This window comes from Bradyrhizobium sp. KZN70725 (assembly GCF_055264925.1).
The window spans coordinates 60,613-77,668 of record NZ_JBUYWT010000031.1 but is presented as its reverse complement, the minus strand read 5'-3'; the positions used below and the strand labels follow the sequence as shown (position 1 = coordinate 77,668).

The window sequence follows — 17,056 nt, the reverse complement described above, 5'->3', positions numbered from 1 at the left end:
TGTTGCGCGATCGTTGAGTCATACATCCACGTTCTCGCGCCTCGCTTCGCCGAGCTTTGCATCTCGTTTCGCCGCTCTGATTACAGAAGGCGCCGCGCGGCGCGGATGGCGTGGTATCTGTCTTCACGATCCAGCAGGCAGCATCTCGCTAGGCTCGTGCCGACACGAGCCACAGACCCACATGCAGGTCGCGCCCATCCGCTCCGAGGCTTGCGGCGAGCGCGTTGCGTACCGCTTCCATGGCGCGATGACGTTGATCGTCCGTGGCATTCTCGAGCAGCGCAGGCAGCGGGCCGGCCTGCGTGATGAAGGCCATGCTTTGCGTGATGTCGCCGCCATGGATCGGCACGTCGGTGGCCTTGAGCGCAATCTCGTGAAACCCGGCCTCGGTCAGGATGCCGCGAACGCGATCCTCGCGCGCGAACGAAAACATCCCGGGCGCCAATGGATCGAGCGGCGGCTGTGGCGGCACGTGCGCTCGGGCCGCCTCGATCGGTACGCGAAACCACGGCGACTCCGGCATGGTGCGAAAACAGACGAACACCAGCCGCCCGCCCGCTCTCATGCCGCCGCGGATGTTGGTGAAGGCCTTGACCGGGTCATCGAAGAACATCAGGCCAAAACGCGAATACACCAGATCCGCCCAGCGCGGTTCGAAGCCGTAGATCGTTGCGTCGGCCAGCGCACAGGTCACGTTGCCAAATCCCGCCTCGGCGACACGATGCCTGGCCAGATCCAGCATCGGGACCGAGATATCGACACCCACCACAGCACCCGACGGACCAACAACCTTGGCGAACGCCAACACTGTGTCACCGGTGCCGCATCCGATATCGATGACACGCTCACCCGGCTTTGCCGCCGCGGCACCCAGGCTGACGTTGGTGACCGACGTGAAGACATCGCTGATCACGGCTTGCTGCGAAACCCATGAGTGCCCCATGGTGCTGTTCCAGAACTCTGCTCCCCGTGGGTTTGGCGTGGGCGTCTGCATTTGATCAATCTCCTGGTGCTAAAAATTCGACGGTGTGTCGGCTGAAACAAACTGCACAAAATTCCGGATCGAACGCGAGGCTGAAATCTCCGTACCGGGCATTAGCGAATTGCAGCCGACGTGCTTTGCATCTCGGCTCTAGGCCATCAGGACGTCTTCGCGCGATCCGCATCTGATCGATGCTGGACGGCGCTCAGGTGGTGGATTCATTGCCGCCGCCCTTCGGCTTGGAAATCGGAGGGATGCAGCTACCGAAGCGTGGATCGAGCGGATCGTAGCGCGACCTCATTCTCGCAAAAATATAGAGCGCCGCCAGTGCGAAGGCGCCGAGCAACAGCAGGCCCCATGCAGGTGGCGGACCTGCAACCAAAAGCACTGCTGCTCCAACGAGGACTAACGCGATAATGCCCGAAGACAGTTTTGAAGCCATGACCGGCTCCGCAGTTAGCGCAAGGACGGGATACTACCCCCGAAATCGATCTATTGGCGAGAGGCCGGCTGCGACACGCCAGCGCAGATATTTCCACCTGGGGGACGGAGCGACGGCCTGTTCGCTCACGGCCGCGAACGTCACTATTGCGAGTTAGAGGTTGAGTTCGCTCCGGCTCACGTACTCACTGTCGCGTGGATGGCGCGGCAATGTTGCGCTAGCGCGTCGTGCGAGACCACGAATTGCTTCAACGGCGTCTCGATGTCGTAGAAGTAGATGTTGGCCACGAAGCCATAGATGCCGGCATCGATGGTCGTCGGCCTGTCGCCATGCACATAGCCACGGCTCGGGATCAGGCTCGCCAGTGCAGCGAGATCGGCGAGCCCGCGGGCCATCGCGGCGTCGGGCTCGAAGCGGCCGATACCCTGGTAATAATAGCGCTGGGCGTTGAACTCCTTGGCCTTCATCAAGCCGTCGTCGGTGAGGGCTGGATGCTCGCGCTTGAGCGCGTCGCGGAATTGGGGCCAATAGCGCGCGTCCTGCCAGCGCGAATAGGACATCACCCAGTAGAGATCGTCGAGCGTCCGCGTGACGAGGAGGTTGGTCGTGCGCTGCGCCGGCGTCAGCGCGGCATCCAGCGTCACGTCATATTTTCCGGTGACATAGGCGAGGATGGTCTCGCTGTCGCCGACAGTGTCGTCGCCGTCGACGACATAGGGCAATTGCTTGCGCGGCGCCTTCGATGCATCGAAGATGTGCTCGTGCCGGAACGGCACGCCGGCGAGCTTCAGAAAAGCGAATACCTTCAGACCATAGCCATTGTTGTCGGCAACGCCGAACAACGGCGGATAGGAATAGAGCGTGAGCATGATGGCTCGCCACGTTCGAGGTCGCTACACGCTACCTCAGAATCCGTCGGCTGGATACGTCGGGCAGGCAAGCCCGCCTGTTGCGCCGCAACGCCTGAAACGATTGCCTACAATCCGTAGTTGATGTCTTATTGTCGTCCTCGTCCCGGGTCGGGCGATTTTTACGGACATTTTTCAGGGAGGAATTGCGATGCTGCGGACGTACTTCTCATGCCTGTTCGTGACTGCCTTTTCGCTGTCTGCAATGGCCGCCGACGGTGATCCAAAGCAGAAGGCCGAAGCGATTGCTTCCGAATATGCGGCGAGTTTCAACAAGCAGGATGGTGCGGGAATTGCCGCGCTGTTCGCGGCCGGTGGCGTCCACGTCAATCCCGCGGGGCCGCGCTCCGACATTGCGGAGTTTTATCAAGGCGCCTTCAAGGCCGGGTTCGACCATGAGGAAATAACGGTGGACCAGGCATGGCCATTGGGCTCGGACATGGCGCTCGCCATCGGCGGGTATCGCATCTCGGGCAAGAACCAAAGCGGCGCGCCTATCGAGACAGCGGGCATCTGGACAGCAACTTACGTGACCGAGGGAGGCAAGCTCAAAATTCGCTTGCTGTCGGCGATGCCCAAGCCGCCGCCGAAGTAGCAGGGGCATCCGGACGGACGATACCGCCGCGCGCTTCGGCGCGCGGCTTCGATGAAGTCTACCGGCGCAGTTCGCGCCAGCGGTGCACGCCCGGGACGATCACGCCTTCGAGATCCCGCCGTCGATCACCGGTCCCATCGGCTCGTAGCGCTCGCCGCTGAAACGCACCAGTTGCAGCTGCTCGAGCGGATAATAGTCTGATGGCGAGGTGTTGATCCGGATGCCGGGCAGCAGCATGTCGGATTCGAAATCCTTCAGGTTGGCCGCCTGCTTGATGATGCTTTCGGACGAGACGTCGTCGCCGCACTGCTTGAGCACCTGGACCAGGATCTGGCTGGTGAGATAGCCGGTGACCGCGTAGATGTCGTTCTTGGCGGCGGCCGGATCATATTTGTCGAGGAACGCGCGCCATTTCTGGATGGCGGGATCGCTGTCCCAGGCGGCGTCGACGGGATCCTTCAGGTAGGCGCTCGAAATGATCCCCTTGGAGACGTCGAAGCCCGCGGCTTTCAGCGTCGAGCCGGCGGAGGAGGCGTTGTTGCCGATGTAGTGCGCCGGTTGCCAGCCGAGCTCGGCGATCTTCTTGATGCCTTGGGCGGCGAATTTTGGTGTGGTCATGCTCATGAACACGTTGGCGCCGGCGGATTTGCAGCGGACCACCTGGCTGTCGATGGTCGGGTCGGCGGTCTCATAGGACAGCTCCGCCACGATTGCGGACGTCCTGGCGCCAAGTCCGTCCTTGAAGCCCTTCAGCACGTCGCGGCCGAAATCGTCGTTCTGGTAGACGATGCCGATTTTGGGATCGTTCTGTGTCGACAGCACATGCTGCGCGAAGGCGCGGCCCTCGATCTGGTAGCAGGGCTGGAAACCCATGGTGTAGGGGAAATTCTTGTAGTCGCCGAACTTGGTCGCGCCCGAGGCAATGAAGAGGTGCGGGACCTTCTTCTGGTTCATGTACTTCATGATCGCCGCGTTGGTCGGCGCGCCGAGCGGCGCAAACAGCACGTCGATCTCGTCGCCTTCGACCAGCTTGCGCGCCTGCTCGACAGTCTTGGCCGGGCTGTAGGCATCGTCATAGGTGATATACTTGATCATGCGGCCATTGATGCCGCCTTGCTCGTTGATCATCTTGAAATAGCCGCCGGGGGTGCGGCCGATCGACGAATAGACCGCGGCCGGTCCCGAATAGGCGTCGATGTTGCCGATGACGATCTCGGTCTTGCCCTCCGTCTTGCCTCTGGCGATCGCGGGCCTGCCGAGCAGCAGCGCGGCTGACGTGGCCGCGGCGCCCTTGATGAGATGACGGCGCGATAGCCGGGGCGAACGGTTCCTTGTCATTGTAGTCCTCCGCTTCTTCTTGTTGGCCGTTTTGGCATTATTGGCCGTTTGGCAGCCTCTGACGGGCATGTCGGCGCGCAGCATTCCACAGCGGTGCTTTGGGACTTGTGTGCAGTCGCTACCATCTGAAATTTTCGCGCGATGTCAGCCGCGGAGGCCGCGTTCCCCCATCCTCGGTTACCGACATGCCGTCCGGGATTGCTATACTGCGGCGACTGTCGTGGTGATCTCAGCAGGGTGGACCGATGGCGAAAGTGTTGGAAGGCAAGGTGGCGGCCGTGACCGGGGCGGCGTCGGGGATTGGACTGGCGAGCAGCGCGGCGATGCTGGCCGCGGGGGCGCGCGTGGTGATGGTCGACCGCGATGCCGTCGCGCTGCAAGCGCTCGCCCGCAACCACGGCGATGCGGTGGTCCCGCTGGTGATCGACCTGCTCGATCCCGCGCAGTGTGCAACCTTGCTGCCCAAGGTGCTCGAGAAGGCCGGCCAGCTCGACATCCTGCACGCCAATGCCGGCATCTATGTCGGCGGCGACCTCGTCGATGCCGACACCGCGGCGATCGACCGGATGCTGAACCTCAACGTCAACGTCGTGATGAAGAACGTGCACGACGTGCTGCCGCACATGATCGCGCGCGGCACCGGCGACATCATCGTCACGAGCTCGCTCGCCGCGCATTTCCCGACGCCGTGGGAGCCGGTCTATGCGTCGTCGAAATGGGCGGTCAACTGCTTCGTGCAGACGGTGCGGCGCCAGGTGTTCAAGCACGGCATCCGCGTCGGCTCGATCTCGCCCGGGCCCGTGATCAGCGCGCTGCTGGCGGACTGGCCGCCCGAGAAGCTTGCGGAGGCCAAGGCGGCCGGAAGCCTGCTGGAGGCCAGCGAAGTCGCCGAGGTCGTGATGTTCATGCTGACCCGGCCGCGCGGCATGACGATCCGCGACGTCGTGATGCTGCCGACGAATTTCGACCTGTAACGGCGAGCGCCGCGCCTCAGGCGGCGCTGCGATCGGTGGCGGGCGCCGGGCTGTGCTGCGTGAGGCGGCGCAGTGCGGCGACATTGGTCGCGACGGAAGCCATCCGGCACCGCGCCTTGCCTTCGGATTTCGCCTCGTACAGCGCGGCGTCGGCGGACGCCAGCAGCTGTTCGGCCTCGGTGCCGTGCTCAGGCGACACCGCGATGCCGACGCTGACGCCGACCTCGGCCGAGATGCCGCCCGCGAGCTGATAGGGCATCGTGACGGTCTGGATGATGCGCTGGCCGGCCGTGAGCGCCTGTTCCGCCGTGACGCCGCTGACCAGCACCACGAACTCGTCGCCGCCGAGCCGTGCGATTACCGCGGTTTCGGGCAGCGCGCGCCGCAGCCGCTCCGCGGTCAGCATCAGCACCTGGTCGCCGGCGGCGTGGCCATAGGTGTCGTTGACCGGCTTGAAATTGTCGAGGTCGAAGAACAGCAGCGCAAAGGGCCTGCCATTCCCGGCGGGAGCCGCCAGCTTCGTGTTCAGCGCCGCGACGAAGCCGGCGCGATTGCGCAGGCCGGTCATGGTGTCGTGATGGGCAAGATGGCCGTTCTCGCGCTCGGCGCGCATGGTGGCGATCAGCATCTTGTTGAGACGGAAGGCCGCCACCGTCATCGCCGTGAGATACAGCGGCACCTGCATGACGACGATGAAGAGCAGCGGCTCGCCGGCAAGGGCCGCGCCCGGAACGATCGGGCCGAGGCTGAGCAGGATCATGGTGCCGGCAAGGCGCGGGGCGCTGAAATTGCGGAAGCAGATGCCGCCGACCATCGCCGCCGCCGATAGCGAAGCCAGCAGCGCAACCACCCAGTCGCCGCTTGCGAGGCTGATCAGGATGCCGAAGCCGACGCTGGTGCTCCAGGCGACTGCAAGCAAGAGATGCAGATCGGTCGGGGTCGGCCGCTGCTCGCGCGCGGCGCGATGCGCAACCACGAGTACGGCGAGGCGCGAGAGGCAGATGACGAGTTCGAGGACGACCCAAGTGATGAACAGCGCGGTCGGCTCGCGGATCGCGATCACGGCTGCGACTGCGACCGTATTGACCGCGCCAGCCGCAAACACCGGCAGCGAGCCGTAGAGATCCCCGATCAGCGCCGCGCGGATGTCGTCAGGTACGCCCGGTCCGGCGTCGGCGAGCCAGCGCGTCACGCCCCAGCGCGGCTGGCTGTATCGTCCTTTTTCGGACTGCATTGTTCTTGCCTCGTACTTTCACCGCGCAACTGACCCGGCCGGGACCTAACAGGCGTTTAAGGCCGGCCCCGATCGCGCGGCGTGATTGACGGCAGGTAAACCCGGTGGGCGATCGCGTCGCAGAAATACCGACGCGGGAGGTCGCGATGCGGCTGTTGCGTTACACGGCGAGGAGCTGTTGTTCGGCCGCGCCGCCGGCGCGCTTCGGCTTCTTCGCCTTGGCCGGTGCGAACAGATTGCTGGCGGCAAGGCCCGCGGTGTCGGCGACAGCCGGATCGCACGACACCATGGCGGCGACGATGGCACCGTCGATCAGAAGCGCGAGCTGGTGCGCCAGCACGGCCGGCTCGGCCGCGCCCATCTCGCCTGCGAGCTTCTCGATATGCGCCAGCACCACCTTCTTGTGCTTCAGCGCGATGTTGCGGAACTGCTTGGCGTCCTTGTCGTGCTCGGCGACCGCGTTGATGAAGGGGCAGCCGTAGAAGCGCTCCTCGGCGAACCAGGTCTTCAGGGCAGGGAAGATCCGCGACAGCTTGGTCTGCGGATCGCCACCGCCGGCCTCGATCGCGCCGATGAACCATTCGCGCCACTGGCGGCCTTCGCTCTCCAGCACCGCATGCACGAGGTTGGTCTTCGAGCCGAACAGCTTGTAGAGCGTGGTCTTGGCGGTTCCGGCCTCGTCGATGATCGCATCGATGCCGGTGGCGTTGATGCCGTTCTTGCAGAACAGATGGGTTGCGGCGTTCAGCAAGCGCCCGCGCGCCGATTCATCGTCGCCGGCGGTGAACGCCGCGGCAGGTTTTTTCTTCGCAAGCGATTTGGCCATGCGCGGCAGTAAATCGGAGCGCGGCAGAATCATCAAGTCGCATCTTCATGCCCCTATCGATGCGCTGAAAATCATCGCGGTCGCGCGCCATTTGCTTGGCGATTGAGCAGGCCGGCACTGATCAATCCGCAGGCAGCCCCGCTTAAGCGCCTGCGGGATTTCGCCTTTTGGTTTGCGGCGGGACTGGCACGCTTCGTGCAGGAAACAGACCGTTCGGTATCCTGACCAATTCCATCGCTCCCAGGGAGAAAACTGATGACCGCTGTCGCCCAGAAAACCGCACTGACCGGCTGCCTCGCGCCGATCGACAGAGGCGGGCTCGAGCAGCTGATTGCCAACGGCAAGGCCAACCCGAAGGTGATCAAGACCTTGAAGTGCAAGACGGTGGCCGAGGGCAAGTTCCGCCACGCCAACTACATCCGCAACCTCGCGCCCTACATCGTCGACGAGCCACCGGGCCTGCTCGGCGACGACACCGCGCCCAATCCCTCCGAGGCCTCGCTCGCCGCGCTTGGCTCCTGCCTCGCTGTCGGCCTGCACGCCAACGCCGTGCATCGCGGCTGGATCGTCAACAAGCTCGAGCTCGAGCTCGAGGGCGATCTCAACATCACCGCGGTGTGGGGCACCGGCGACGTCAGCGAGAAGCCGGTCGGCTTCACCGACGTCCGCGTCAAGGTCGACATGGAGTGCGAGGGGGTCTCGCAGGCCGAGATCGACGCGCTGGTGGCGCATGTGAAGAAGTGGTCGCCGGTCGCCAACACCTTCACCCGTCCCGTCAATCTCGAGGTCAGCGCGTAAGCGCCCGACCGGCAATTCAAGGTGCGGAGATCATCCATGGGTTCACTGGCTTTGTCGCGGGTCGCAGCTCAAGATCCCGCACCAACCATTGCGGACGAGGTTGCCCGCCTTGCCCGTCAGGAGCTGGCGCCGCTCGCAGCCGCGGTCGATGCCGGCTCGGTCTATCCCGGCGAATTCCTGCGCCGGCTCGGCAAGGTCGGCGCCTGGAGCAGCCATGTGCCGCAAGAGGGTCCTGCCGACCTGCGCTGGGCCATCCAGTCGATGGCCGCGCTCGGCGAGGTCTGCGGCGCCACCGCCTTCATGGCGTGGTGCCAGAACACGCTGGTCTGGTACGTCGCCAATTCCACCAACATGAAGCTCGCCGCGCGCTTCGGTGACTGCTTTGCCCGCGGGCGCGCGCTCGGCGGCACCGGGCTCTCCAACCCGATGAAGAGCTTCTTCGGCATCGAGCGGCTGAAGCTGAAGGGCCGCAAGGTAGAGGGCGGCTACATCGTCCGCGGTGCGCTGCCCTGGGTGTCGAACCTCGGGCCCGGCCATTACTTCGGCACGATCTTCGAGCGCGAGGACGAGGGCGCCAAGGGCGAGCCGGGCGGCATCGCAAGCGGCGAGCCGGGCAGCATCGCAAGCGGCGAGCTGGGCAGCACCGTGATGTTCCTCGCCGACTGCTCCGATCCCGCGATCACGCTGACGCCCTGCAAGCCGTTCCTGGCGATGGACGGCACCGGCACCTATGGCGTCCAGTTTCGCGACGTGTTCGTGCCGGACGAACTGATCCTGGCCGAGCCGGCTGCGCCGTTCGTCAAGAAAATCCGCGCCGGCTTCATCCTGTTGCAGGCCGGCATGGGCCTTGGGCTGATGAAGGATTGCATCAACATCATGGACGAGGTCCATGCGCCGCTCGGACACGTCAACCGCTATCTGCCGCAACAGCCGCTGCAATTCCGCGAGCTCCATGCCGAGTTCGAGAAGGAGGCGATGGCGCTGGCAAGCGATCCCTACAATGCCGATGACAGCTATTGGCGCCGCGTCGTCGCACTGCGACTGCGGATCGGCGATGCCAGCGTCGCATTCGCACATGCCGCGATGCTCCATTGCGGCGCGCGCGGCTATCTGATGAGCCACCGCGCCCAGCGCAGGCTGCGCGAGGCCTATTTCGTCGCCATCGTCACGCCCGCCACCAAGCAGCTGCGCAAGATGCTGGCGGACGGCTGAAGCATGATCCGGAAAAGTGGAAACCGGTTTTCCCTCGCGACAAACGCGGAACGCGTTTGCGCGGAGATCATGCTCAAACAAGTTCGGGACCACCACAACTGCAACCACAGACAGGAGAGGCTGCCATGACGGACGTTCTGATCACCGCCGGCGAACTTGCCGAGCTCGTCAAGAAAGACCCGTGTGTCATCATCGACACGCGAAATCCGGATGCCTATGCGGCCGGCCATTTGCCCGGTGCCGTCAATGTGCATGACGTCTTCACTTTCCTCGCGACCTCGACGCCGGAGGGCATCTACGAGCTCAAGACCAAGTTCGCCGACGCGTTCGGCGCCGCCGGTCTCTCCGGCAAGGAGACCGCGGTGATCTACGAGCAGTCGATGAATTCCGGCTTCGGTCAGTCCTGCCGCGGCTACTACCTGCTGACGATGCTGGGCTATCCCAGGATCAAGGTGCTGCATGGCGGCTTCGATGCCTGGAAAGCGGCCGACCTGCCGGTGACCACCGACGTTGCGGTGCCGGCGAAGGCCGCCTTTGCGATCGTACCGGAGGCCGGCGATATCATGATCGACGCCAAGGCGATGCTGGCGGCAGTCGGCAAGCCCGGCGTTGCGATCCTCGATGTGCGCGACGTCGACGAGTGGATCGGCGAAAGCTCCTCGCCCTACGGCAAGGATTTCTGCCCGCGCAAGGGCCGCATTCCCGGCGCGGTGTGGCTGGAATGGTACCGCATGATGAAGCCGACCGCCGAGGGCCCGCGCTTCAAGTCGAAGGATGAGATCCTGGCGGAATGCGCCACCGTCGGCATCTCGCAGACCACGCCGGTCTATCTCTACTGCTTCAAGGGCGCGCGCGCCTCGAACACCTTCCTGGCGCTGAAGAACGCCGGCGTGAAGGACGTACGGATGTACTTCGGCTCCTGGAACGAGTGGTCGCGCGACCCGTCGCTGCCGATCGATGAGGGCTTGCCGACCGCGGCCGTCGTCACCGGCAAGGCGGCATAGAACCTGCATGTTTGTTGGTGTCCGGCGGCGCAAAACGCGGCCGGACACCGATCAATGAACCGGATCGCGGAGCTCTCCGCGTTTCGGTGCGACAATGGGGCGCAGTATGTCCATGTCAGATGATCCCTTCGACGCCGCCCGCGTGCTCACGCGATCGGGTTGCGCCTGCGGCTGGCATCGCTCAGCCGCCGAGCATGAGCGGGCCGCGCGCACGTTGCGCTGCGAGCCGGTCGCCGACCTCAGCGAACAGAAGCGTTACGAAGGCATCGTCGCGTCGGCGGTGATGCGGGCGGTGTTTCCGCAGGATGTCGCGCGCCGCGCTTTCCTGAAATCGGTTGGCGCCGCGACGGCGCTCGCCGCGCTGTCACAGTTCTTCCCGCTGAAGACGGCGACAGAGGCGTTCGCCGACGCCGGACCGCCGGAGAAGAAGGACCTCAAGGTCGGCTTCATCCCGATCACCTGCGCGACCCCGATCATCATGGCGGCGCCGCTCGGCTTCTATGCCAAGCAGGGCCTCAACGTCGAGGTGGTGAAGACCGCCGGCTGGGCGGTCATTCGCGACAAGACCATCAACAAGGAATACGACGCCGCCCACATGCTGGCGCCGATGCCGATCGCGATCTCGCTCGGCCTTGGCGCCAACGCCATCCCGTTCACGGTCCCTGCGATCGAGAACATCAACGGGCAGGGCATCACGCTGGCGATGAAGCACAAGGACAGGCGCGATCCGAAGGACTGGAAGGGCATGAAGTTCGCCATTCCGTTCGACTACTCCATGCACAATTACCTGCTGCGCTATTACCTCGCCGAGCACGGGCTCGATCCGGATACCGACGTGCAGCTTCGCTCGGTGCCGCCGCCTGAGATGGTCGCCAATCTGCGCGCCGACAACATCGACGGTTTCCTCGCGCCCGACAATATCTGCCAGCGCGCGATCTATGACGGGGTCGGCTTCCTGCACATCCTCTCCAAGGAGATCTGGGACGGCCATCCCTGCTGCAGCTTTGCCGCCAGCCGCGAGTTCATCACGACGGCGCCGAATTCCTTCGCGGCGCTGACCCGCGCGATCGTGGATGCCACCGGCTACGCGGCGAAGGCCGAGAACCGCAAGCAGATCGCGGAAGCGATTGCGCCGGCCAACTACATCAACGCGCCGGTGACGGTGCTGGAGCAGGTGCTGACCGGCACCTATGCCGACGGGCTCGGTGGCGTGAAAACCGATCCGAAGCGCGTCGATTTCGATCCGTTCCCCTGGCAGTCCTTTGCGGTGTGGATGCTGACGCAGATGAAGCGCTGGGGCCAGATCAAGGGCGACGTCGACTACAAGGCGGTCGCCGAGCAGGTCTATCTCGCCACCGATACCAAGAAGGTGATGGCCGAGATGGGCCTCGCGCCACCCGCCACCTCGTACAAGTCGTTCTCGGTGATGGGCAAGAGCTTCGATCCGGCCAAGCCCGACGATTATCTCGCGAGCTTCAAGATCAGGAAATCGTCGTGACGGGCGAGGCTTTCTCCACGGTGTCGTCCCTGCGAAAGCAGGGACCCATACGCCGTGCTCTCTCGGTTAGGCGCGCGGGGAGACACTCAGCGCAACAATTGGGGCCGGTGGTTATGGGTCCCTGCTTTCGCAGGGACGACGCGGGGAGGGAGCGCGCGTGACCTTCTCCCTTCGCCTTCGCGCCGCGATCGTCTCGATCGCGCTGCTCTGCGCCTTCCTCGGCGCCTGGCACCTCGCCACCCGCAGCAGCGGCACGACGGCGGCCATGAGCCCCAAATACGCCAGGCTGATGGGGCTGACCGCGACGCAGGGCAAGTCGGCGATGCCCGGACCGCTCGATGTTGGCGCCAAGCTGTGGGAGCATCTGAAGCGGCCGTTCTACGACAATGGCCCGAACGACAAGGGGCTCGGCATCCAGCTCGCCTATTCGATCGGGCGCGTCGGGCTCGGCTATCTGATCGCGGTCGTCGTCGCGATCCCGCTCGGCTTCATGATCGGCATGTCGCCGCTGATCAGCAGGGCGCTTGATCCGTTCATCCAGGTGCTGAAGCCGATCTCGCCGCTGGCCTGGATGCCGCTCGCGCTCTACACGATCAAGGATTCCTCGATCTCGGCGATCTTTGTCATTTTCATCTGCTCGGTGTGGCCGATGCTGCTCAACACCGCGTTTGGGGTCGCGGGTGTGCGCAAGGAGTGGATCAACGTCGCGCGCACGCTCGAGGTCGGCACCATCAGGCGCGCCTTCACCGTGATCCTGCCGGCGGCGGCGCCGACGATCCTGACGGGCATGCGGATCTCGATCGGGATCGCCTGGCTCGTGATCGTCGCCGCCGAGATGCTCGTCGGCGGCACCGGCATCGGCTATTTCGTCTGGAACGAGTGGAATAACCTGTCGATCACCAATGTGATCATCGCAATCCTCTTGATCGGCCTCGTCGGCATGCTGCTCGACCAGGTGCTGGCGCGGTTCACGCGCATGGTGACGTTTCCGGAGTAGCGATGACCGACAGCCGCATTGCAGCCACTTCACCTCGCCCCGCCTGCGGGGAGAGGTCGATCGCGAAGCGATCGGGTGAGGGGGAGTTTCCGCGAGTCTATCTGCCGCCGTGCTCGCGGAGGAAGCCCCTCACCCCAACCCTCTACCCGCGAAGAGCGGTGCGAGGGAGCGCAGTCCATTCGTGGAGCTACCGCGGATGACCGACAAGTTCATTTCGATCGAGGGCATTGCGCGGCGCTATCCCGGCGCCGGCGGCGGCGTCACCACGGTGTTCGAGAATTTCTGGCTGTCGATGGCGCGCGGCGAGTTCGGCTGCGTGATCGGCCATTCCGGCTGCGGCAAGACCACGGTGCTGAACATCCTCGCCGGCCTCGACGAGCCGAGCGAGGGCACGGTGATCGTCGACGGGCAGGGGATCGAGGGCACCAGCCTCGACCGCGCTGTGATCTTCCAAAGCCATGCGCTGCTGCCGTGGCGCACCGTGTCGGGCAATGTCGCCTATGCTGTCAGCTCGAAATGGCGCAAATGGGACCGTGCGCGGGTGAAGGCGCATGCGCAGAAGTTCATCGATCTCGTCGGGCTCACCGGCTCCGAGCACAAGCATCCGTCCGAGCTCTCCGGCGGCATGAAACAGCGCGTCGGCATCGCGCGGGCGCTGTCGATCACCCCGAAGATCATGCTGATGGACGAGCCGTTCTCGGCGCTGGATGCGTTGACCCGCGGCACGCTGCAGGACGAGGTGCGGCGGATCTGCCTGGAGACCGGGCAGACCACCTTCATGATCACCCATGATGTCGATGAGGCGATCTTCCTCGCCGACAGGATATTCCTGATGACCAACGGTCCCGGCGCCGTGCTGGCCGAGATCGTCGAGAACCCGCTGCCGAAGGAGCGCGGCCGCATCGACCTGCACCGCCATCCCTATTACTATGCGCTGCGCAACCATATCGTCGATTTCCTGGTCAGCCGCAGCAAGAGCTTTGCCGCCGAGATGACCGGTCACGATCCGCGCCACGTGCCGACGGTGCGGCCCGGCGTCGGCGAGCCGGTGATCGTCTCGCCGCCACGCGCCATCGAACTCAATCCCGCGCAGAGCGCTGCGCGCTGAAGCCCAAGGAGGAAACCTGATGAAACGCGAAGACCTCACCGAGAAGCTGCTCGACATCAAGCGCGAGAAGGGCTGGAGCTGGAAATACATCTGCGAGAAGGTCGGCGGCTATTCCGATGTGCTGATCACGGGCGCGATCCTCGGCCAGATGAAATTGACAAAGCCGCAGGCGGCGAATGCCGGCGAATTGTTCGGGCTGTCGAAGGCCGAGATCGCGATGCTCAACGAGGTGCCGATGCGCGGCACCGGCACGCCGATGCCGCCGACCGATCCGCTGATCTACCGCTTCTACGAGATGGTGATGGTCAACGGCCCGGCCTGGAAGGCGCTGATCGAAGAAGAATTCGGCGACGGCATCATGTCGGCGATCGACTTCGACATGGCGCTGGAGCGCGTCGCCAATCCGAAGGGCGACCGCGTCAAGATCACCATGAGCGGCAAGTTCCTGCCGTACAAATATTACGGCGCCAGCGGCAACGTGCCTGAATACGGCTTCAAGGAAGAGTAAGGCGAGGGGCGAATGGCGAGTAGCGAATGGATTCCTGCCCATTCGCTACTCGCACCTCACCAATCGCTACAGGATCGTGCCCGGGTTGTAGCGAGCCGCCTCAGGCTTGGCCTTGGCCAAAGCCTCGACCTGCTCGGCGAAGAAATCGACCTGGGCGCCGGCGTCGCCGGAGTTGGCGCGACCCTGGTCGAGCACGTGCTGCAACTCGGCTGCGCTCAAGCCAAGACGCTTGTCGGCGGCGAGGCGCTGCAGCAGATCGTTCTGCACGATCTTGCCGGTGCGCAGGTCGCCGATGGCCGCGACGGCATGCTCTTTGATCGCCTCGTGGGCGCCTTCACGGCCCGCACCCTTCTTGACCGCTTCCATCATCACCGTGGTGGTCAGCAGGAAAGGCAGATAACGGTTGAGCTCGGTCTCGACGACGGCTTCGAACACCTCCATCTGGTCAAGCACCGTGAGCAAAGTTTCGAGCAGGCCATCCATGGCGAGGAAGGCATCGGGCAGCATGACGCGGCGGACGACCGAGCAGGAGACGTCGCCTTCGTTCCACTGATCGCCGGCAAGGCCTGCGGCCATCGCGAGATAGCCCTTCAGGATCACATGCAGGCCGTTGATGCGCTCGCAGGAGCGGCTGTTCATCTTGTGCGGCATCGCGGAGGAGCCGACCTGGCCCTTGGCAAAACCTTCGCTGGCGAGTTCGTGGCCTGCCATCAGGCGGATGGTCTTGGCGAAATTGCCGGGCCCGCTGGCGAGCTCGGTGAGCACGCTGACCGCACGGAAGTCGAGGCTGCGCGGATAGACCTGGCCGACGGCATCGAGGGCCTTCGGCAGGCCGAGGTGAACGAGGACGCGCTGCTCGAGCGCGCGCGCCTTGCCGGCATCTCCGTTGAACAGGGTGATCTGATCGAGACGGGTGCCGACCGCGCCCTTCAGGCCGCGGGCGGGATAGGTCTGCAGCACATTGACCAGGCTCTGATGCGCCAGCAGCATCTCCTCGCCGGACATGGCGATGCGCTTGCCGAGCGTCGTGACCTGCGCGGCCACGTTATGGGTGCGCGCGGTGAACGGGATGTCGCGCAATTGCTTCGCGCGCGTGGCAAAGCGGATGAGTGCGGCGATGCTCTTGGTCTCGATGAGCTGCAGCGCGCGGTAGACCTGCAATTGCTCGACGTTCTCGGTGAGGTCGCGGCTGGTCATGCCCTTGTGCAGGTGCTCGTGACCGGCGAGCTCGCAGAACTCCTCGATGCGCGCCTTGACGTCGTGGCGGGTGACGCGCTCCCGCTTCATGATGGAGGCCAGGTTGATCTGGTCCTTGACGCGCTCGTAGCTTTCGATCACGCCATCCGGCACCGCGATGCCGAGATCGCGCTGGGCCTTCAGCACGGCGATCCAGTAGTCGCGTTCGAGGCGGACCTTGCCTTCGCCACTCCAGATGGCGCGCATGGCGGGCGAGGCGTAACGTTCGGCGAGGACGTTGGAAATGTGATCTTGGGACATCCCGCTCTCTTGGCATTGCCTGAGGCTGGCTGCAAGCCGCGACCTGCGATGAATCGTCAGGTCTGGTAACGCTCGGCCGGGCTTGCGGTGCTGGCGCCAGCATACCAGATTCTAGAAGGCGCCGCCTCGGGCAATCCGGGGCGGCGCAGGCATGCTTCGCCCCGCGTCAGAGCGAGAAGGTCACTGCGGCGGGTCCGCAGCTCAGGCCGGCCGTGTTCGGCACGGCCGTGTCGCTGGTCCAGTTGTCCTCGCCGTCGGTCGTCTTGTACAGGAACTGGCCGTTGGGCCCCTGGTGCAGGACGTACAATGTGTCGTTGAACACGACCGGCGCGGCATTGCCGAAATTGCCCGGCGTGTCGGGGACCTGGCGGTCGGCTCCCCAGCTGCCAATGCCGTCGAACCGCTTGAAGAAGAAGAGACCCGTGGGGTCGTTGAAGAACAGGTAGATCCAGTCCTTGTAGGAAGCTGCGCCCGGACCGTTGCTGAGGCCTTCCGTGCCGGCAACCGGATTGCTTCGCCAGGTGCTGCGGTCGAAGGTCGCGTACCAGAAGCGGTTCATGTTGCCGGGTTCGCTATAGCCGGGCCCGCGGCCGAACACGTAGAGCGTGTCGCCGCGCACGACCGCGGCCGGGGTGTCGACGTTCTGGTAGGCGACGGAGATGAGATGGTTGGTTCCGGATGTGTTGATCTCGGGTCCGAAGCTGGTGCCGTCGTAGGTCTTGTACATCAGGTCGGACTGGCCGGGATTCGAGTACAGCAGATAGATCAGGCCGTCATACACGGCGGCCGCCACGCCGCCGCCGACGCCGGCCATGTTGGGCACCTGGGCTGCCGCCGTCCACAGCTCGCCGTCATAGACCCTGTAATAGAGGGACTGGTTGATCGGATAGAACACATACAGGTTGGTGTTGAAGACGACGGCTGCCGGCGTGTTGCTGATCCAGGTGTTCCCCGGCATCGGGACATCGCCGCTCCAGGCCTCGCCGTTGAAGACGTTCGTAAGAAATTGCGGACTGTTTCCAACGCCCTTGTGCAGGGAAAACAACCAGCTCTTCATTTTGGAAATCCCCCATCGCGACGAGACGCCGCCTCTGATCATCGGTGTAGATTGAATCGACGTGCGCAGGATCGATTG

The 17,056-nt window shown here is 64.3% G+C and carries 17 protein-coding genes; 9 read left to right on the top strand and 8 right to left on the bottom strand.

Going from position 1 to position 17,056, the window contains the following annotated elements; all coding sequences use genetic code 11:
- Positions 1-148 precede the first annotated feature (148 nt).
- From ACZBJS_RS26340 to ACZBJS_RS26330, 3 genes are all read right to left on the bottom strand, one after another.
- Entirely contained in the window at positions 149-994 is an 846-nt protein-coding gene (locus ACZBJS_RS26340; RefSeq protein ID WP_463439460.1) for a class I SAM-dependent methyltransferase, read from the bottom strand.
- A gap of 193 nt (positions 995-1,187) precedes the next feature.
- On the bottom strand, positions 1,188-1,424 hold the full coding sequence (locus tag ACZBJS_RS26335; protein ID WP_253607924.1) for a hypothetical protein: 237 nt from the start codon (positions 1,422-1,424) through the stop codon (positions 1,188-1,190).
- A gap of 176 nt (positions 1,425-1,600) precedes the next feature.
- The gene (locus ACZBJS_RS26330) at positions 1,601-2,293 is read right to left on the bottom strand and encodes a glutathione S-transferase family protein (protein WP_316397559.1); all 693 of its coding nucleotides are present in this window, start codon (positions 2,291-2,293) and stop codon (positions 1,601-1,603) included.
- Positions 2,294-2,483: 190 nt separating this feature from the next.
- On the opposite strand from ACZBJS_RS26330, the gene ACZBJS_RS26325 reads away from it, so the two are divergent.
- A complete protein-coding gene (locus tag ACZBJS_RS26325) occupies positions 2,484-2,927 on the top strand; it encodes a YybH family protein (protein WP_316397558.1) in 444 nt (147 codons plus the stop codon).
- 99 nt (positions 2,928-3,026) lie between these two features.
- Here the strand turns inward: ACZBJS_RS26325 and ACZBJS_RS26320 are convergent, their stop codons facing one another.
- On the bottom strand, positions 3,027-4,265 hold the full coding sequence (locus ACZBJS_RS26320) for an ABC transporter substrate-binding protein (RefSeq protein WP_141340025.1): 1,239 nt from the start codon (positions 4,263-4,265) through the stop codon (positions 3,027-3,029).
- A gap of 245 nt (positions 4,266-4,510) precedes the next feature.
- On the opposite strand from ACZBJS_RS26320, the gene ACZBJS_RS26315 reads away from it, so the two are divergent.
- Positions 4,511-5,239 carry an SDR family oxidoreductase gene (locus ACZBJS_RS26315; RefSeq protein ID WP_316397557.1) on the top strand — a complete coding sequence of 243 codons (729 nt, stop codon included), beginning with the start codon at positions 4,511-4,513 and terminating at the stop codon, positions 5,237-5,239.
- A 16-nt stretch (positions 5,240-5,255) separates the two neighbouring features.
- Here the strand turns inward: ACZBJS_RS26315 and ACZBJS_RS26310 are convergent, their stop codons facing one another.
- Positions 5,256-6,473, bottom strand: a complete 1,218-nt coding sequence (locus tag ACZBJS_RS26310; RefSeq protein ID WP_316397556.1) for a diguanylate cyclase domain-containing protein — start codon at positions 6,471-6,473, stop codon at positions 5,256-5,258.
- Positions 6,474-6,633: 160 nt separating this feature from the next.
- A complete protein-coding gene (locus tag ACZBJS_RS26305) occupies positions 6,634-7,299 on the bottom strand; it encodes a TetR/AcrR family transcriptional regulator (protein ID WP_168854940.1) in 666 nt (221 codons plus the stop codon).
- Between the two features lie 255 nt (positions 7,300-7,554).
- Between ACZBJS_RS26305 and ACZBJS_RS26300 the strand changes: the two genes are divergently transcribed.
- The 7 genes from ACZBJS_RS26300 (at position 7,555) to cynS (ending at position 14,424) form a co-directional block, all read left to right on the top strand.
- Entirely contained in the window at positions 7,555-8,097 is a 543-nt protein-coding gene (locus ACZBJS_RS26300; protein ID WP_038385944.1) for an OsmC family protein, read from the top strand.
- 36 nt (positions 8,098-8,133) lie between these two features.
- A complete protein-coding gene (locus tag ACZBJS_RS26295) occupies positions 8,134-9,309 on the top strand; it encodes an acyl-CoA dehydrogenase family protein (protein ID WP_316397555.1) in 1,176 nt (391 codons plus the stop codon).
- Between the two features lie 125 nt (positions 9,310-9,434).
- A complete protein-coding gene (locus ACZBJS_RS26290; RefSeq protein ID WP_316397554.1) occupies positions 9,435-10,313 on the top strand; it encodes a sulfurtransferase in 879 nt (292 codons plus the stop codon).
- Between the two features lie 106 nt (positions 10,314-10,419).
- On the top strand, positions 10,420-11,811 hold the full coding sequence (locus tag ACZBJS_RS26285; protein WP_316397553.1) for an ABC transporter substrate-binding protein: 1,392 nt from the start codon (positions 10,420-10,422) through the stop codon (positions 11,809-11,811).
- A 157-nt stretch (positions 11,812-11,968) separates the two neighbouring features.
- A complete protein-coding gene (gene ntrB, locus ACZBJS_RS26280) occupies positions 11,969-12,808 on the top strand; it encodes a nitrate ABC transporter permease (RefSeq protein ID WP_316397552.1) in 840 nt (279 codons plus the stop codon).
- Positions 12,809-13,004: 196 nt separating this feature from the next.
- Positions 13,005-13,916, top strand: a complete 912-nt coding sequence (locus ACZBJS_RS26275; protein WP_316397551.1) for an ABC transporter ATP-binding protein — start codon at positions 13,005-13,007, stop codon at positions 13,914-13,916.
- 19 nt (positions 13,917-13,935) lie between these two features.
- Positions 13,936-14,424, top strand: a complete 489-nt coding sequence (gene cynS, locus ACZBJS_RS26270; protein ID WP_316397550.1) for a cyanase — start codon at positions 13,936-13,938, stop codon at positions 14,422-14,424.
- 66 nt (positions 14,425-14,490) lie between these two features.
- Here cynS and purB read toward each other — a convergent pair whose 3' ends face one another.
- Positions 14,491-15,921: an adenylosuccinate lyase gene (gene purB / locus ACZBJS_RS26265; protein ID WP_076828436.1), complete on the bottom strand. Its 1,431-nt coding sequence runs from the start codon at positions 15,919-15,921 to the stop codon at positions 14,491-14,493.
- A 166-nt stretch (positions 15,922-16,087) separates the two neighbouring features.
- Positions 16,088-16,978 (bottom strand): hypothetical protein, encoded by an 891-nt coding sequence (locus ACZBJS_RS26260; RefSeq protein WP_316397549.1) that lies wholly within the window; start codon positions 16,976-16,978, stop codon positions 16,088-16,090.
- Positions 16,979-17,056 lie beyond the last annotated feature (78 nt).

What these genes read in the sequence shown, in the direction of transcription:
- ACZBJS_RS26285 (WP_316397553.1), top strand. Translation starts at nt 10,420, where the DNA reads ATGTCCATGTCAGATGATCCCTTCGACGCCGCCCGCGTGCTCACGCGA.
- ACZBJS_RS26305 (WP_168854940.1), bottom strand. Translation starts at nt 7,299, where the DNA reads ATGGCCAAATCGCTTGCGAAGAAAAAACCTGCCGCGGCGTTCACCGCC.
- ACZBJS_RS26325 (WP_316397558.1), top strand. Translation starts at nt 2,484, where the DNA reads ATGCTGCGGACGTACTTCTCATGCCTGTTCGTGACTGCCTTTTCGCTG.
- ACZBJS_RS26335 (WP_253607924.1), bottom strand. Translation starts at nt 1,424, where the DNA reads ATGGCTTCAAAACTGTCTTCGGGCATTATCGCGTTAGTCCTCGTTGGA.
- ACZBJS_RS26260 (WP_316397549.1), bottom strand. Translation starts at nt 16,978, where the DNA reads ATGAAGAGCTGGTTGTTTTCCCTGCACAAGGGCGTTGGAAACAGTCCG.
- ACZBJS_RS26295 (WP_316397555.1), top strand. Translation starts at nt 8,134, where the DNA reads ATGGGTTCACTGGCTTTGTCGCGGGTCGCAGCTCAAGATCCCGCACCA.
- ACZBJS_RS26330 (WP_316397559.1), bottom strand. Translation starts at nt 2,293, where the DNA reads ATGCTCACGCTCTATTCCTATCCGCCGTTGTTCGGCGTTGCCGACAAC.
- ACZBJS_RS26315 (WP_316397557.1), top strand. Translation starts at nt 4,511, where the DNA reads ATGGCGAAAGTGTTGGAAGGCAAGGTGGCGGCCGTGACCGGGGCGGCG.
- ACZBJS_RS26310 (WP_316397556.1), bottom strand. Translation starts at nt 6,473, where the DNA reads ATGCAGTCCGAAAAAGGACGATACAGCCAGCCGCGCTGGGGCGTGACG.
- ACZBJS_RS26320 (WP_141340025.1), bottom strand. Translation starts at nt 4,265, where the DNA reads ATGACAAGGAACCGTTCGCCCCGGCTATCGCGCCGTCATCTCATCAAG.
- ACZBJS_RS26290 (WP_316397554.1), top strand. Translation starts at nt 9,435, where the DNA reads ATGACGGACGTTCTGATCACCGCCGGCGAACTTGCCGAGCTCGTCAAG.
- cynS (WP_316397550.1), top strand. Translation starts at nt 13,936, where the DNA reads ATGAAACGCGAAGACCTCACCGAGAAGCTGCTCGACATCAAGCGCGAG.
- ACZBJS_RS26340 (WP_463439460.1), bottom strand. Translation starts at nt 994, where the DNA reads ATGCAGACGCCCACGCCAAACCCACGGGGAGCAGAGTTCTGGAACAGC.
- ACZBJS_RS26275 (WP_316397551.1), top strand. Translation starts at nt 13,005, where the DNA reads ATGACCGACAAGTTCATTTCGATCGAGGGCATTGCGCGGCGCTATCCC.
- ACZBJS_RS26300 (WP_038385944.1), top strand. Translation starts at nt 7,555, where the DNA reads ATGACCGCTGTCGCCCAGAAAACCGCACTGACCGGCTGCCTCGCGCCG.
- purB (WP_076828436.1), bottom strand. Translation starts at nt 15,921, where the DNA reads ATGTCCCAAGATCACATTTCCAACGTCCTCGCCGAACGTTACGCCTCG.